Source organism: Chryseobacterium cheonjiense (assembly GCF_012927265.1).
Classification (GTDB): Bacteria; Bacteroidota; Bacteroidia; order Flavobacteriales; family Weeksellaceae; genus Chryseobacterium; species Chryseobacterium cheonjiense.
In genome coordinates this window covers 56,915-72,882 of the sequence record NZ_JABBGF010000004.1, presented here as the reverse complement: position 1 = coordinate 72,882, position 15,968 = coordinate 56,915, and the positions used below count along the sequence as shown (strand labels likewise).

Annotated in this window: 10 protein-coding genes; 2 read left to right on the top strand and 8 right to left on the bottom strand. The window is 38.4% G+C overall.

Translation table 11 applies throughout. From position 1 onward, the window contains the following. The first annotated feature begins 6 nt into the window (after positions 1 to 6). On the top strand, positions 7 to 348 hold the full coding sequence (locus HHL20_RS18025; protein ID WP_169232573.1) for a hypothetical protein: 342 nt from the start codon (positions 7 to 9) through the stop codon (positions 346 to 348). On the opposite strand, the gene HHL20_RS18020 is transcribed toward HHL20_RS18025, so the two are convergent. From HHL20_RS18020 to HHL20_RS17985, 8 genes are all read right to left on the bottom strand, one after another. Continuing rightward, on the bottom strand, positions 349 to 1,191 hold the full coding sequence (locus tag HHL20_RS18020; protein WP_169232572.1) for an SH3 domain-containing protein: 843 nt from the start codon (positions 1,189 to 1,191) through the stop codon (positions 349 to 351). Positions 1,192 to 1,208: 17 nt separating this feature from the next. After that, positions 1,209 to 2,036, bottom strand: coding sequence for a 50S ribosomal protein L11 methyltransferase (gene prmA, locus HHL20_RS18015; RefSeq protein WP_169232571.1), 828 nt, complete (start codon positions 2,034 to 2,036; stop codon positions 1,209 to 1,211). Between the two features lie 261 nt (positions 2,037 to 2,297). Continuing rightward, entirely contained in the window at positions 2,298 to 3,011 is a 714-nt protein-coding gene (locus tag HHL20_RS18010) for a 3-ketoacyl-ACP reductase (protein ID WP_169232570.1), read from the bottom strand. Between the two features lie 229 nt (positions 3,012 to 3,240). Then, complete coding sequence (locus HHL20_RS18005; RefSeq protein WP_169232569.1) at positions 3,241 to 4,824, bottom strand: calcineurin-like phosphoesterase C-terminal domain-containing protein; 1,584 nt, start codon at positions 4,822 to 4,824, stop codon at positions 3,241 to 3,243. An 89-nt stretch (positions 4,825 to 4,913) separates the two neighbouring features. Further along, positions 4,914 to 6,368: a SusD/RagB family nutrient-binding outer membrane lipoprotein gene (locus HHL20_RS18000; RefSeq protein ID WP_169232568.1), complete on the bottom strand. Its 1,455-nt coding sequence runs from the start codon at positions 6,366 to 6,368 to the stop codon at positions 4,914 to 4,916. A gap of 10 nt (positions 6,369 to 6,378) precedes the next feature. Next, a complete protein-coding gene (locus HHL20_RS17995; protein ID WP_169232567.1) occupies positions 6,379 to 9,354 on the bottom strand; it encodes a SusC/RagA family TonB-linked outer membrane protein in 2,976 nt (991 codons plus the stop codon). A 322-nt stretch (positions 9,355 to 9,676) separates the two neighbouring features. After that, positions 9,677 to 10,417 carry a glycerophosphodiester phosphodiesterase gene (locus HHL20_RS17990; protein ID WP_169232566.1) on the bottom strand — a complete coding sequence of 247 codons (741 nt, stop codon included), beginning with the start codon at positions 10,415 to 10,417 and terminating at the stop codon, positions 9,677 to 9,679. Positions 10,418 to 10,573: 156 nt separating this feature from the next. Then, complete coding sequence (locus tag HHL20_RS17985; RefSeq protein ID WP_169232565.1) at positions 10,574 to 13,681, bottom strand: TonB-dependent receptor; 3,108 nt, start codon at positions 13,679 to 13,681, stop codon at positions 10,574 to 10,576. Positions 13,682 to 13,919: 238 nt separating this feature from the next. Between HHL20_RS17985 and ligA the strand changes: the two genes are divergently transcribed. Further along, complete coding sequence (gene ligA / locus HHL20_RS17980) at positions 13,920 to 15,926, top strand: NAD-dependent DNA ligase LigA (protein ID WP_169232564.1); 2,007 nt, start codon at positions 13,920 to 13,922, stop codon at positions 15,924 to 15,926. Positions 15,927 to 15,968 lie beyond the last annotated feature (42 nt).

Below are 15,968 nucleotides of genomic sequence, written 5' to 3'. Positions count from 1 at the left end.
TATCTTATGAAAAAATATTTTGTGTTCAAATTATTATTGCTTTCCCAAATCATTTTATTAATGATATTCTCTGTTCTGGCTTTCCAGAAAGAAGGAGCAGATCTGTTTAGTGTATTCTTTGGAAATATTCTTACTCCGGGATGGAACGCCCAGTTCAATCTTGACTTTACCTGCTACCTTATCCTTTCCGGATTATGGATCATGTGGAGAAATAAATTTTCAGCAGGATCCATTATTTTAGGAGTTGCTGCCGCAATTATCGGTATCATGGTATTTGCGTCTTACATTCTGTATTTGCTTTTTAAAGAAGCCGGAGATCTGAAAAAAGTATTGTTAGGAAACAGATAATTATTTCTTTCTGTAAGAACTACCGTTCCAGAGATAAATTGCTGATGCATGCTTCTTCTTTTCACGGTCATTGTCATCTTTTTCCATTTCCTCCATTTTAAAAATGAAAGCATTGGGAATTCCTGCTTTATCGTTTGGAAAAATGAATTCTTCGGAATGATAATACACATCGGCATCACCCACATTCATTAATTGCGGTAATGAAACTAATTTTTTATTCGTAAACAGAATATATTGTTCATAACTCGGAATTCCGCATGCCTCACCGGAAACAGTTGCTTTTAAGGTCAGCTCAACATTTTTAAGCTTATGGTTGCTTTCGGTGACAAAATTTCCATAGTTCAGGCTTTCTCCGGAGCCTGTTTCGAAAGAAATTTCATCCAAAAGAATACTTCCTTCCAAAACCTTTACAGAAGCATAATTCTGTTGGATCGAACCTTCGAAACCAGGATTTTTCTTATTTAATGTTTTCGCTAAACCAAATAAAAAATCATATCCGTTTTTATTTCGGTAACCGATACAAAGATTTCCTCCCCAGAGATATCCTTCGGAAGTTTTCCCGTTTTTCTGGTAGGAGATTTTATACCAGTTAGCTGATCTTTCACCCAATTTCAAAACAGAATTTTCTTTTTTAAGAATTACAACTTCCTGATTGGCCTGCAGAGAATCCAAAACGGATGAATCGACATTGGGAGACTGCCTGATTCTCGTCCAGTCGGTAAATATTTTCTGCACCTTATTTTCTTCAAACTCAAAAACTCCGTTTGCATATGTATCATTTTCTTCCTGAGCATGAAAAATCTGAAGGACAAATAAAAAAAGAGCAGTAAAAAAGAATTTCATAATACTATTTGTGATGTTTATTTTTCAAGCAATAAACTTACCCATTCTTCGCGCTGAAGCTGTTTTTTAAGCTCCAGACCGTTTTCTCTGCAAACTTCCAGAATATCATCTACGTCAAAGAAGCATAATCCGGAAAGCAATAATTTTCCGCCGTCATTCAATACCGAAACATAAGTCGGGATGTCTGAAATCAAAATATTCCTGTTGATATTAGCCAGAATAATATCATAATTTTCTTGGCCTAAATTTTCTGCCGTTCCCAGTTCGATATCCAGCCCCACATTATTTCTTGCTGCATTTTCTTTTGAATTCTCTACCGACCATTCATCAATATCGATTGCTTTTGTGTCCCCGGCTCCGATCTGTTTTGCATAAATGGCCAGAACCGATGTTCCGCAACCCATATCGAGAACTTTTTTATCTTTAAAATCCATATCCATCATCTGCTGGATCATGAGATGCGTGGTGGGATGATGCCCTGTTCCGAAGGACATTTTAGGCTGAATAACAATTTCATGCATTCCCGGAACCGATTCATGAAATTCGGCGCGGATCAGTACTTTATCATCAATATTGATCGGCTCAAAGTTTTTTTCCCATTCTTCATTCCAGTTGATATTCGGCATTTCCTGAAACGTATATTCTATTTTTACCTCTTCATTCTGAAAAAGCGGCAATGCCTTCAGATCATCTTCATTAAATAATTCTTTCTGAATATATCCCAAAATCCCGTCAATTTCTTCCGTAAAGCTGTCGAAACCGATCTCAATAAGTTCTGCCATTAATATTTCGTTCCAAGGCTGAAGCGGAGAAATTTTGAAATTGAATTCTAAATAATTTTGCATGTGAATAATTTGTTGCAAAAATAAAACTACTTTTTTGATTTTATTGAAATATTGTTCTTTTGTTTTTTAACCCGAAGAAACACAAAGATCTTTGAAATTGTTGAGAATATTTTCATGTGCAAAAACTGAACGACGTTCATAAAACCCATTCAGAATGACAACCTTGTCATAAAAAAAAGCGAACCTTAGTCCGCTTATAATTATTTTTGATTAAGTAAAAAAACTTTAAACCTAAAACATTAAACTTTAAATTTCAACTGTTTAAGGATTTGTAGAGAAAATCGAACCGTTTGCGATCAATGCTCTTCTGTTCATTTTTAAAATATCCCTTACCCATTCTGCAAAATCTTCCGGCTGCAATACTTTTTCCGGATTTCCGTCTGTAAGACCTCCCTGAATCGACATATCCGAAGCAATTGTGCTTGGCGTAAGAGTAACGACACGGATATTCTGTTTTCTCCATTCTGCCATCATCGACTGCGAAAGGGAAACAACGGCTGCTTTTGAAGCGGCATAAGCCGACATATTCGGTCCTCCTTTTAAGCCCGCTGTTGAGGCGACGTTAATGATATCGCCTTCTCCTTTTGATTTCATAAAAGGATATACAGCTTTTGCTGCATAGTATACCCCGAAAAGATTGGTTTTAATAACCTGTTCCCAGGTTTCGGAAGGCATTTCTTCAATAGATCCGAAATCACCGATTCCTGCATTGTTGATCAGGATATCAATTCCGCCCAATTGTTCTGCCAAAGATTCTATTCCTGCCTTTACATGTATTTCGTTGTCGATGCTGAAAACGGCGTATCCAGCTTTTACTCCCAATTTACGGATTTCGTCAACCGTCATTTTCAGGTTTTCTTCATTTCTTCCTGTGATTCCGATATTCACACCTTCGGCGGCAAGCGCAAGAGCTACTGCTTTACCTAATCCTCTACCTCCACCGGTAATGATGGCATTTTTTCCGTTAATATTCATTTTTTAAGAATTTATTTTATTCGTTATGCAAATTTACGAAAGATGATTTGGAAAGAGAAACAGAGTGGCTTATTGTAATGATTGATATAATAAATGTTTTATGTTAAATATATAAGATTATAACCTTCAAGGTTTCCAAAACCTTGAAGGTTAGGTTAAAATTAATTTTCAAAAATTAAAACCGACCCAAAAGGGCCGGCTTCTTTGAAAGTATAGTAATAAAAAAAAATTAAGGGATAAGAATCTGATTCTGTACTTCAAATTCTTCTGAAGCTGAAAACTGGTTTCCATACATATCCGTTGCTCTCACCTCAACTTTGTGTTTTCCCAGAGTAAGTTTTTTGGAAAAATCGCCCGTCCAGATATGTTTTGATATTTCCGGGTTGGAAGGTCTTCTTCCCGGAAAAATATTTTTGGTGGTGTCCCATTTGAAAACCGACATGGCAAAACTAGGATCTACTGTTTCATCATACTGCATTTCTTCCCACTTATCGCCGTCTATTCTGTATTCAACTTTATCTTTTTTGCTTCCCATGAAGAAATTGGCCAATACTTTTGCAGATGTTTTTGAAGGAAAAGGGATCACTTTCGGAACATACATGTTGATCTGATAATCTTCCGGTTTTCCGGCAGTTTTATATTTAACCTTGTATTCATTGTCTTTAAAGCTGATAAAAGAATATCCTTTGGCGGTTCCGTCTCTCATCGTAGACGTTGGTAAGCCTAAATCGTCCGATGTTCCGGACCACCAGTCGCCGCAGGTAGTTCCTACGTTGTATTCGTGAAGGTCTTTCGTACCGTTCCATCCCGCTTCTTTCCCGTAAAAAAGCTGCTGCTGGATGTGGGTGTGCGCCGATAGAACCAAAGTATTTTTAAATGGTGTTAAAAAATCAAATAATTTCTGACGATCAGCATTTCTGAAATTATCTTCATTTTTGTGTTCTAATGGAATATGGAAGGACACAACAATTAATTTGTTTTTATCAACCAATTTCAGATCATTTTCAATGAATTGCATCTGATCTTCACGGAAACCTCCCCAATATCCTTTCCCGTCTCTCGGATCGGGGTACAAAATATCATCCAGAATAATAAAGTGAACATTTCCGTAATTGAATGAATAATTTGCCGGTCCGAAATTCGATTCAAAAGTTTCATCAGAAAGAAGATCTTCTTTGGCTTCGTAGTTCATATCATGATTTCCCATCACATTGTACCAAGGCAATCCGATTTCCTTCATTACATCGGCATAAGGTTTCTGGAGGCTAAGGTTATCTCCTACCAAATCCCCAAGACTGATTCCCAACACCGCATTTTTCTTGGTGCTTTTTACTTCGTTTACAATGGCTCTTTTAAAATAATCCAATTGCTTCTCGGTATAAGGCTGAGGATCACCGAAAACAAGGATGTCAAAATTTTTGCTTTCGTTTTGTTTATGTAAGGCAAAATTGATCTCCTTCGGAAGTTCTCCTGTTGGGGCAGATCCTTTGTATTTAAAATCTGCAGGTGAACCCTTCGGCTTGTACTGATAATAATATTGAGGTAAATTATTGGCATTTACCGGTGTCATATATCCGGAAGGCTTGATCACAAAAATCGACTGACCTTCCTGGATGGGAAGACTGTATCTTCCGTTTTTATCTGTAAGAATTACCTGGATTCCGTTGGAAACGGCTACTCCTTCAATTCCTTTTTCTCTGTTTTCTTTTTTCTGATTTCTATTGCTGTCTTCATATACATATCCTGAAACAGAAGCCTGTGAGAATGCCATCGCTGAAATAAGCAGGCACGGCACTAAAAATTTTATATTCATTTGATTGATATTTAAATTTGAGTTTGGCTAAAGCCAATTTTGACTATTTTTTTAAAGATCGGGCTAAAGCCCGACCCTACTGATAAGCTTTACGGTTTATTCCACCAGACTTTTACGTTGATATTGTCGCCTCCCATCTGCTGAACTGCCGACTGGTAATTTGATGTATTCAATATTCTCGGATTTGGCGGGTACATTAATCTTGAAGGCAGGACACCATTATTGAGCAATCCTCCGTTGTTCGGAAGTATCGGGAAACCGGTTCTTTTTTTCTCGAACCACTGCTGCTGATCTACAAAAAACAAGGCGACATATTTCTGAAGCATAATTCTTTCCAGTGTTCCATTGTAGGCCACATTCGGATTGGTGAAATAATTGGCAGGTACTGTTGCTCCCCACTGTTCGATTGCTGCTTTTACTCCATTTTCATAATAAGTTTGCGCATTTCCCGGGATGATTCCTTTAAAAGCCAGTTCGGCAAGAGTAAATTGCAACTCGGCATAGGGATATACCAAAATGTTCAATGGTGCTTTTGCAAGATTCTGGTTCATATTGGAAGGCTGGTAATCGAAAGTGGTACCATATGCATATCCTGACGGAGCTCCTTTGTATCCGATGTTGGCATTTCCGGGAATACTTTTGGCCTGTCCGAAAAACATGGCCATTCTCGGGTCATTATTGGCTTTTAAAGTTTCTACGAAAAATGCAGAAGCCACTCTACCCGTAGTAAAATCCTGCGGTCTTGTAATCGGAGGAAGAAGCGGTGCTACTCCTGTCACATTTACCTTTGCTGTTTCGCTGTTATTCTGGAAAATAGGGAATTTAACAGGGTCACTGATGATTTCCTGAATTCTCTCGGTAACATTTACTTCTCCGTTTTTGCTTAAAATCCTTGTTAACAAACGCAATGAAAGCGAGTTACAGAATTTCTTCCAGTTTACAATTCCGTTCGCATCACTTTCAGCCTTATAAAAAATATCGGGACCGGTAAGCGTTTTTGTGGTAACGAACAGTGTGTTTGCAGTCTTTAAATCATCCAACAGCTTTACATAAATATCTTTCTGCTTATCAAATTTCGGCTGTGCATTGCCATCATCAAGACTTGACGCTTCGGAAAACGGCACGTCGCCGTAAGTATCTGTGAGATTGGAGTAGATCCATGCATTAAGAACCATGGCAATAGCTGTATAATTGGGATCATTATCCCTTTCGGCGGCCATTTTCATGTCTTTTACCTGCTTGATCCATTTGTAACTGTTGTTCCAGAATCCTGCTCCGGTATTTTCGGTAATGTTGTATCTGCTGAGGGTATTTCCTTCGTTCGGAAAGTCAAGGGAAATCTGCATAAGATCAAATGTGAAATCATTGGCTCTCATATAATTCACAGCTGCCATATTGTATTCTATCGGCACCAGTAATTTTGATGCGACAGGTTCGCTGATCCTGCTGTTGTCGGTATTTACCTCATCAAGGCTTCTGCTGCACGATACTGTGGCTGAACCGATGGCTGCAATTAATAATGTATGTAAGAATAATTTTTTCATGTTTAAGATTTTAAAATTTAACATTAAGCTGAATACCAACCGTTCTTGCTGTCGGCAATTGTCCCATTTCCACTCCCGGAGTGATCTGATTATCATTTAAGGTTGCCACTTCAGGATCAAACAGCGGGAACTTCGTCCACATCCAGAGGTTTCTTCCGAATAAGGCGAGTGTGAGTTCCGATATTTTAAGCTGATCAGTAACATTTTTAGAGAAAGTATAGGCAATTCTTGCGTCTCTAAGTTTAATGAAAGAAGTATCGAAAGTATTGGTTTCTACGTTGGCTCTTCTGTAATAATCGGCGTAATATGACGACAATAAAATAGGCTTGGTATTTGGAGAGAAAGATCCGTCCGCATTCTGCACGACCCCTTCACCCACGATCATACCGCCCGGATTTTCTCTTCCGAATAAAGTATGTTCCAGTTTCCCCTGTTCTGTCATTTTGTGATGCGACTGGGAATAAGCCATTCCTTTGTACTGTCCGTCAAATGAGAAACTTACGGTAATCCCCTTATATCTGAATTCATTCTGGATTCCTGCTCTCCATTTTGGATAGGCATTGCCGATTTTTTTCATTTGGGTTGGTTTCGCAGTAAGACCATCCGTTGAATTATAAATAACCTGTCCGTCCGGAGCATACATCAGTCCGTAGCCATACATATCTCCCAGTGAGCCTCCTACGAAAGCATTGAAGTAAACTACGCCTCCCACACTTCCCATGGTATACGGTTCGCCGTTGAATTCCTCCGGCAGGGAGAGAATTTTATTCCTGTTCATAGACCAGTTGGCATTAATACTCCAGGAGAATTTTTTATTTTTCACGGCATAAGCGTTCAATGTCATTTCAAGGCCTCTGTTTCTTACTTCACCGGCATTGATTACTTTGGTGCTGTATCCTGTTTCCCATAAAGTAGGAATTCTGATAATCTGATCTTTAGAGTTATTCTGATAAGCCGTGATGGTATAATTGATTCTGTTTTTAAGAATGGTAAAATCCATTCCGCCTTCAATATTGGTGATCATATTCGGTCTCAGGTTCGGATTCGGATACAGAGACGGAGATTCTACAGATCCTGCAAAATCACTGTTATTATAGTACTGGATAAGCTGGTAAGGATCGGTATCATTTCCCACTTTAGACCAGGAAGCTCTTAATTTCCAGTAATTTAAAGTATTAGAAGATAAGTTAAAAATATCTGAAAGAATAAATGAAGTCGCCGCTGAAGGATAGAAATAAGATCTGTTTTCTTTCGGAAGGGTGCTGCTCCAGTCATTTCTTGCAGTAAGATCCAGGAATATTTTATTTTTATAGCTTAATGTTGCTAAAGCATAGGCACTGTTTACCTGTTTGTCATTAGGTCTTGCGAATTTTGAAATGTTTGAAATACCGTTTGGCAAGGTATATACTCCCGGTTTCAGAAGTCCCTCTGCAATATAATCATTCATGATATATTCCGTGTAACGGATATTTCCCCCGGCAGAAGCGCTGAAGTCAAAATCGTTGAATGAATTTCTGTAGGTGAACAAAACATCATTATTCAAATCCATCAACCTGATGTGCTGCTCCCTGTACATTCCCTGAAGATAGTTGGCCGAACTCCACGGTCTTTTCTGCGTACGGAGTTCGTTGTTCAGCTCCATACCGGATCGTACCATCACATCCAGATTTTTGGTAATCTTATAGTTGAGGTTAACATTTCCGGTGATAAAATTTTTATCGACCCCATTCAGCATTTCATAAGCAATGAGATAAGGATTATCAATAAATGAACTGAACGGATGTACCTGATCAACCTGTTCCTTGCCTTTTTTCCAAATCGGTCTGTACCATGACAGATCTACATTCGGATTCTGGAAAATCATGAAGTAGGAAATCGACTGGTTACTGTATCCGGTAGCAGGAAGATTGTCACTTTTTGTTTTGCTGTAGTTTAACTTGATCCCGATTTTTAATTTTTCACTTAAATTATGATCCACTGAAAAAGCAGCGTTGAACCTGTCGAAACCGGTGTTTGGCATCATCCATTCGTTTTTTAAATACGTTAAAGATGACCTGAAAGATGTATTCTCATTGGATGCTTCTACCGAAATATTGTTCGAAAAAGTGGTTCCTGTCTCCCAGAATCCTTTGATATTATCTTTGTAAGGCTGCCAGAGTTTTCTTTCGGCACTCTGCCCTTCCAGATCCGGATCATACTGGAAGTAATACTGCCCGGCGAATTTCGGACCGAATGCACTGCTGGTAGAACCGGTGTTGATTCCGTCTGCAGAGGCACCGTAAGAGTAGAAGAAGTTACCCTGTGTATCTTTTTGTAATGTTCCCTGACCGTATTCATATTGATAATCGGGCCATTTAAGCACCGTATCGTAGCTTGAATATGAATTTAAGCTTACCTGAACTTTTCCTTTTTTGCTTTTTCCGGATTTCGTTGTGATCATAATTGCACCGCCGGCTCCTCTTGAACCGTATAAGGCAGATGCTGTAGATCCTTTAAGAACAGTAATAGATTCTATATCTTCAGGATTAATGGTATTGATCCCGTTTCCGTAATCAATAGGTAAATCTGCTTTGGCTCCTGCTCCGTATGCCGAAAAACCCGTTCCTGTAGTATTATTGTTCAGAGGCACGCCGTCTACTACGATAAGCGCATTATTCTGATCAGGATTCATGGAAATATCTCCTCGTAGTTTAATGATAGAGCTTCCCAATGGCCCCGCTCCTGCTGTCTGTATCTTAAGTCCTGCAACCTTACCTTCAAGAGCCTGCGACCAGTTATTGTTCTGAGTTTTTAACAACTCATCAGATTTAATGGTTTCCGCTACATATCCTAAAGACCTGTCCTGCCTTTTGATACCTAATGCTGTTACCACTACTTCGTCAATGTTTTTAATGGTGTCTCTTTTTGCTTTTTGCTGAGCCGCCAGATTTACACTCACCAATCCCAATAGTGATAATATCAGTACTTTTTGTGTCTCTTTACGCATATCCTTTTTGTTTGCGCAAAATTAAACCGACATTACGGTTATGGTTTTAACTTGATTTTAACATTTATTAAAGAATTATTAAACACTATATTAATTTATCTTTAACGAATATCTATACAGCTTTGGTTCCTAACCGTTTAAACTGATTAAGTATTTTTAATACGGTATTCCGAGAGTATTTGCATAACTTTATTGTCTTTTCCTGATAAAATAACATTACACCATATCTGCCATAAATATTGAGCTTTTGTAATTAATCGTAAAAGGAAATAAAAAAAAGTCTGCCTCAAAAGACAGACTTTACAGTATTATTATAGCTTATTTATTTCAGCTGATCCGGAATGTTGGTGGTAATAAAACCAATGCCCTGTTTTTTCAGTTCATCAGAAACTGCAGCATCATTTACCGTCCATGCATTTGTTATTAAACCTAAGGATTTTGCTTCGGCGATCCAAGTTGGATTCTTTTGGAACACGCTGAAATGGTAATCCATTCCGTCTAGTCCCTCTTCCTTGATCTGCTGTGGTGAAAGTTCTCCTTTCAGATACTGAACTTTAAATTTCGGTTCCAGTTTTTTGATTTCTTTGCAGATGTTTAAGCTGAAGGAGATAAATTCACATTGCCCATCCAGCTTCATGTCTTTAATCATTTTGATGGTTTTTGCCGTAAGCTCATTTTCTTTTTCCTCAGTTTTATCGGGTTTTATTTCAACGATAAGCTTTAGGACTTTATCCTTCTTTCCCTGTTTAAGATAATCTTTTAATGTAGGAAAGTTTTCACCGTTGGAAAGCTTTACTTTTTTCAGCTCTTTAAAATCTGTTTCGGAAATTTCCATTTTTGCGTGATGCTCATCGTGATTTACAACCAAAATTCCGTCTTTGGTCATCCGTACATCGAATTCGGAACCATAAATTTTCAGATTCTGAGCATTTTCAAGTGATTTCAGAGAATTTTCTGTAGTCGGAGGCTGGGTTTGCCAATATCCTCTGTGTGCGATAATCTGGGTTTGTGCCTTCATGAAAACGGTGCTTACAACTGCTAACCCTAAGATAACTTTTTTCATAATATAAATTAAATAGTAAAACTAAAAGTCTTTCAACTTTGAGATAAAGGTAATAAATTAAAGCGAATGGTCAATTTTGCTTTGTAAGTCAATCATTAAAATGATTTTATTTAAATGATAAAAATTCACAATTGACCATTCACATTTTGCAATATTCTAGAACGTATATTTTGCTCCTATCTGAATCTGATAAGGATTTCCGGATAACGGTTCAAGACCACTTGTATTGAGACTGTATTTAAGCTGCTTTGTAGCCTGATCAAATCCTGTGATTCTGTAAAGAGCTGTATTTCCGTAAGATTTATTGATCCCTTTCTCTTTGTTAAGTAGGTTGGCTACGTTGAAAATATCCACCGAAAGTTCAAATCCGCCAATCTTTTCAAATTTGATCTTCTTGGCCACACGAATATCCCAAACTCCGTAGAATCCGTTTTTCCCGCCGTTTCTTTCCGCGATCTTGTTATTATAATCGGTGATATAGTTCTTTAAAGCCGTTCCTACTTCCGGATTGTCAATCAAAGCCTGGGTAAGATTCGGGAAAATATAGGCCAGATCATTGGTGTCAACGAAATCCCCGTTTACGTTTCCTCCTGCTGTTAAAGAAAAACGGGTTCCTCCCATTCCTGCATAACGAATCCCTAAAGTAAATCCTGCAATCGTCGGTGAATTACCGTAGATGACCACTTTATTTCTGAATTGGTTATCAGAATAGGTCATTCTCAGATCCCGGGGATCACCCGCAACCGGAGTGGATAAAGTCGCTGAATTCGCTACGTTTCCGTTATAAGAAGTGTTATCTTTAATATCCGCCCATGTATAACTTGCCGTGATTTCCCCATCTCTCCAGTAACGGTAACTTGTGTCTGCCACAAATGAGAATTGATTTACCTTTCCATCGCTTACCAGCTCAAGAACTCTTCCAAAGTTTTTGTTGATTCTTCCTTCTTTCCAGTTCATTGTTCCATTGGCAGCAATTGAAGCAGCAGGAACATAAACTCCTCTTCCACCTTCATTATCCAAAGTGAAATATGGATTGGCGGCCATATTTCTGTCATAATAGAAATAGTTGTTTCTCCCTAAAGCCATATAAGCCGCAACTCCTGCCCTAAATCTTTCGTTAAAGAAATGAGTATAAGAAATATTTGCTTTATAAACGACAGGGATTTTCGCATCTTTTCCTGTATAGTTGATGGTAGGAAGCTGATACTGAGATAATGTAGGAACAGTTCCGTAATCATTTCTGTAGCTGTTGAAATCAGGCGTTAAGCCAATCTGGGAAGGATTGACATCCACTGTAGCCAAATGCTTTCCATCGAATACAAGATTATTGATAATCATATAATTATTAATATCAGACGAGAAAATACCGGCTCCGAATTTTAAGAAATTTTTATTCCCTTCATTGATATTCCAATCAAACTGGAATCTCGGCTGGATAATGAATGATTGGATCTGATTATCCGTACGGATTCCCATTTCATCAAACAACTTCTGATTAAGTTTTGCCTTTGGATACCCTCCGTAATCCAATCGTAACCCTGCCATTAAATCCAAGCCTCTGGCAATTTTGGTTTGAATCTGTCCGTAAACCCCTAAATTGTAAATATTGGATTTCACCGAAGGATCTTCCATTAAAGGAACTTCTCTGTAAAATCTGTAAGCAATGAGATTATTAAAATTAAACAAATTATCTCCGCCATTCGCAGCAGGATTTTCCCTGAAATGGAATCTTCCGTTCACCTCACTTCCATAAATAGATTTTGCATTCGTGTACATCAAATCTGCTCCGAAAGTATATTTAATCTTATCCGTATTGTAATATAAATTGTCTACAATCTGGAAAACATTATTTCTGAAACTTTCCTGCCCGAAACGGTGTCCCCCAATCTGGATATTCGTCGCTTTGTCTTTACCATCAATATTGGAAACAATATTTTCAACAATGGCTCTGGGAAGAGCGTGTCCTAATTCATCATTTTGGTAACTGTCCTGAGCGGTGTAAAGGTATTGAGCCTTTAATTCATTGGTCATGTTAGGTTTCAGGTTGGTTCTTAATGTTAATAATAAACTGTTATCCAGGTTTTTATCATTTCCATAAGATTCAAAAGCATTGATTGCCGTATTGTCTCCTAGACCGTTTTTATTTAAATCGTAGGTAAAGTTATTTCTTAATGTCAATAAGTTTTTGTCGTTAATCTGCCAGTCCAGACGTAAAAATGCCGCATCAGAATTCCTTACTTTGTCGAAGCTTCCGAACTGAGGGGTATTTGCTACACCATATTTTGCTCTGGCAATATCTAAGAACTTATTTAAAGTAGCAGTAGTGGTGTTAAGCCTCAATTCATCGTCATGCGATTTGATATCTGCAATCTGCAGCGGTCGTGAGTCAAGCTGATGATCCCAAGCCACGAAGAAATGAAGTTTATTCTTGATAATCGGTCCGCCAAGCGAAAAACCGAACTGAGAAGTAGAAAAATCATTATGGATCTCATTTCCTCTGATGTCGTATTTGCTGGAAAGCCAGTTCGTTCTCAGATATTCCCATGCACTTCCTGAAAACTGGTTGGTTCCTGACTTTGTAACAGCACTTATGGTTCCCCCGCCGCTCCTTCCCAGTGTTACATCATACTGGTTGGTTGTTACTTTAAACTCACGAACCGCCTCAATCGAGATTGAAAACGGCGCGCCACTACGGCTTGTGGTAGCCCCTGCAGAAGTCGGGTTTTTAGCGGTCATCCCGTCAATGGTAAAATTGGTAGAAGAGCTCAGCTGTCCGGAAATACTTCCGTTTTTACCGCTTAAAGGTGAGAGCTCAGCCAAATTGGTAAAGTTTCTTCCGTTAACAGGCAATATTCCGATATTTTTGGTGGTAATTGCCGTAGCAGCTCCTAAATTTCCGATTTTATTTTTAAGATTTCCTGTGACTATAACTTCCTCAATGGATTTCTCGTTCGCTAGATCCATATTTACTGTTACCTGATCGCCAAAGTTTACATTATAGCCTTCTCTTTTCTCCTCATTCACTATTACCGTGTAAGGACCTCCCAGAGGGATTTCTTTAAATATATACTCTCCCTTTGAGTTGGTTTCCGTTTCTGTTTTGAAACCCGTCGATTCATTAATAATCGTCACTTTTATTTTTTCCTGTGGCGCTCTTCCGGCCCCGGTCACTTTTCCTACAATAGAGGCCTGTGTAGTCTGCGCATATGCCAGTGTCCCGAAACTCAGGAATAATAATCCCAATACAATCTTTACTTTTCTCATTTTTTCAAATTAGCTGCATGCAAATGTATCCTGACTTTGAGAACAGTCTGTTTAAGGGAGTTTTAACATTTTTTTAATTATTTAGGAACACGATGTTAAATAATTATAAACGCAAAATTTATCTGATAGATAGTCAAACCGTTGAAATATGTTAAGCCTTTTTAATTTTCCCGGAATGTGTAAATCTCTTATTTTTTTAAATTGTATTTAATTATTTTTGCTAAAAGATAAAAACCCGATGTCCGAAAACATACAGCAAAAAATAGAAGATCTCCGGAAGGAACTTCACCAGCATAACGAAGACTATTATCTTCTTGATACTCCTACGATCACAGACTATGATTTTGATATGCTGCTGGAAGAACTACGCGATCTGGAAGCAAAATACCCTGAATTCTATGACGAAAACTCTCCCACCATGAGGGTAGGCGGCGGAATTACAAAAGTGTTTCCTACCGTTCAGCATAAATTCAGAATGTATTCTCTCGACAATTCCTATGATTTCGACGATCTGGAAGACTGGGAAAAAAGAATTATTAAAGCGATTGACGAACCTGTAGAATTTGTAGCCGAGCTGAAATACGACGGAGCTTCTATTTCTATTTTGTATGAGAATGGAAAACTTTTTCAGGCTGTAACACGGGGCGACGGCTTTCAGGGTGATGAGATTACAGCGAATGTCCGTACTATTTCAGATATTCCATTAAAGCTGAAAGGTGATTTTCCTGCTCAATTTTTCATGCGTGGCGAAATTTATTTAACACGGAAAAATTTCGATAAAATCAATAAGCAGCGTGAAGAAGACGGCCTGGATCCCTTCATGAACCCAAGAAATACCGCCAGCGGAAGTCTTAAAATGCAGGACAGCGGCGAGGTAAGAAAACGCGGACTTTCCTCAGTGTTATATCAATACATTTCCGAAGAAATCCCTGCCGAATCGCACTGGGAACTTTTGGAAAAAGCAAAATCCTGGGGTTTCAAAACATCACAACAGGCTAAACTTTGTAAAACACTTGCTGAGGTAAAAGAATTTATTACATACTGGGACATTGAAAGACACAATCTTCCTTTTGAAATCGACGGGATCGTTTTAAAAGTAAATTCCCTAAAACAACAGCGACAGCTTGGCTACACGGCAAAATCTCCACGTTGGGCGATGGCTTATAAATTCAAAGCGGAAAAAGTAGAAACAGAATTACAGACCGTTACTTATCAGGTGGGAAGAACCGGCGCCATTACTCCCGTTGCCAATCTTAAGCCCGTATTGTTGGCAGGAACCATTGTTAAAAGAGCTTCTCTCCACAATGAAGATATCATTAAAAAACTCGACCTTCATGAACATGATTTCGTGTATGTAGAAAAAGGAGGTGAAATTATTCCTAAAATCGTAGGCGTAAATAAAGAAAAAAGAACTGCCGAAAGCAAAGAAATAGAATACATCAGACATTGCCCGGAATGCGGAACGGAATTGGTGAAAATTGAAGATCAGGCCATTCATTTCTGCCCGAACGAATTGCACTGTCCGCCACAGGTAGTAGGAAGAATGATTCATTATGTTTCCAGAAAAGCTTTAAATATTGATAATCTCGGCAGCGAAACCATTGAACAGCTATACAGGGAAAGACTCATTGAAAACCCTGCTGATTTTTATGTGTTGAAAAAAGAACAGCTGCTTCCGTTGGAAAGAATGGCTGAAAAATCTGCCCAGAATATCATCTCCGGAATTGAAAAATCTAAGGAAATTCCTTTTGAAAAAGTATTGTATGGAATCGGCATAAAGCACGTGGGAGAAACCGTTGCCAAGAAACTGGTTAAGAATTTCCCTTCCATCGAAGAACTGAAAAATGCTACGGTAGAAGAGCTTTGCCAGGTAGAAGATATCGGGACTAAAATTGCAGTAAGTATTGTAGATTTCTTCGCTAATCCGGAAAATATCCTGATGATTGAAAGGCTGAAATCGTACGGCGTTCAGCTTGAAAAGGGCGAAAGCACCAATGAAGTTTTATCTAATGTTTTGGACGGAAAAACCTTCCTTTTCACCGGAAAATTATCCTTATTCACCAGAGAAGCGGCGGAAGAAATGGTGGAAAAACATGGCGGAAAAAATATTTCTGCCGTTTCCAAAAATCTGAATTACCTCGTCGTAGGCGAAAAAGCAGGAAGCAAGCTGAAGAAAGCTCAGGATATTGGAACCATTGAGATTCTGGACGAACAGCAGTTTCTGGATTTGGTTGAGAAAAAATAATTATTAAGGCTGTCCTCGGACAGCTTTTTTATTAATCAAAAG

Bases quoted from the DNA above. Each gene is read 5' to 3' on its own strand.
- HHL20_RS18025 (WP_169232573.1), top strand. From the start codon at position 7: ATGAAAAAATATTTTGTGTTCAAATTATTATTGCTTTCCCAAATCATT.
- HHL20_RS18020 (WP_169232572.1), bottom strand. From the start codon at position 1,191: ATGAAATTCTTTTTTACTGCTCTTTTTTTATTTGTCCTTCAGATTTTT.
- prmA (WP_169232571.1), bottom strand. From the start codon at position 2,036: ATGCAAAATTATTTAGAATTCAATTTCAAAATTTCTCCGCTTCAGCCT.
- HHL20_RS18010 (WP_169232570.1), bottom strand. From the start codon at position 3,011: ATGAATATTAACGGAAAAAATGCCATCATTACCGGTGGAGGTAGAGGA.
- HHL20_RS18005 (WP_169232569.1), bottom strand. From the start codon at position 4,824: ATGAATATAAAATTTTTAGTGCCGTGCCTGCTTATTTCAGCGATGGCA.
- HHL20_RS18000 (WP_169232568.1), bottom strand. From the start codon at position 6,368: ATGAAAAAATTATTCTTACATACATTATTAATTGCAGCCATCGGTTCA.
- HHL20_RS17995 (WP_169232567.1), bottom strand. From the start codon at position 9,354: ATGCGTAAAGAGACACAAAAAGTACTGATATTATCACTATTGGGATTG.
- HHL20_RS17990 (WP_169232566.1), bottom strand. From the start codon at position 10,417: ATGAAAAAAGTTATCTTAGGGTTAGCAGTTGTAAGCACCGTTTTCATG.
- HHL20_RS17985 (WP_169232565.1), bottom strand. From the start codon at position 13,681: ATGAGAAAAGTAAAGATTGTATTGGGATTATTATTCCTGAGTTTCGGG.
- ligA (WP_169232564.1), top strand. From the start codon at position 13,920: ATGTCCGAAAACATACAGCAAAAAATAGAAGATCTCCGGAAGGAACTT.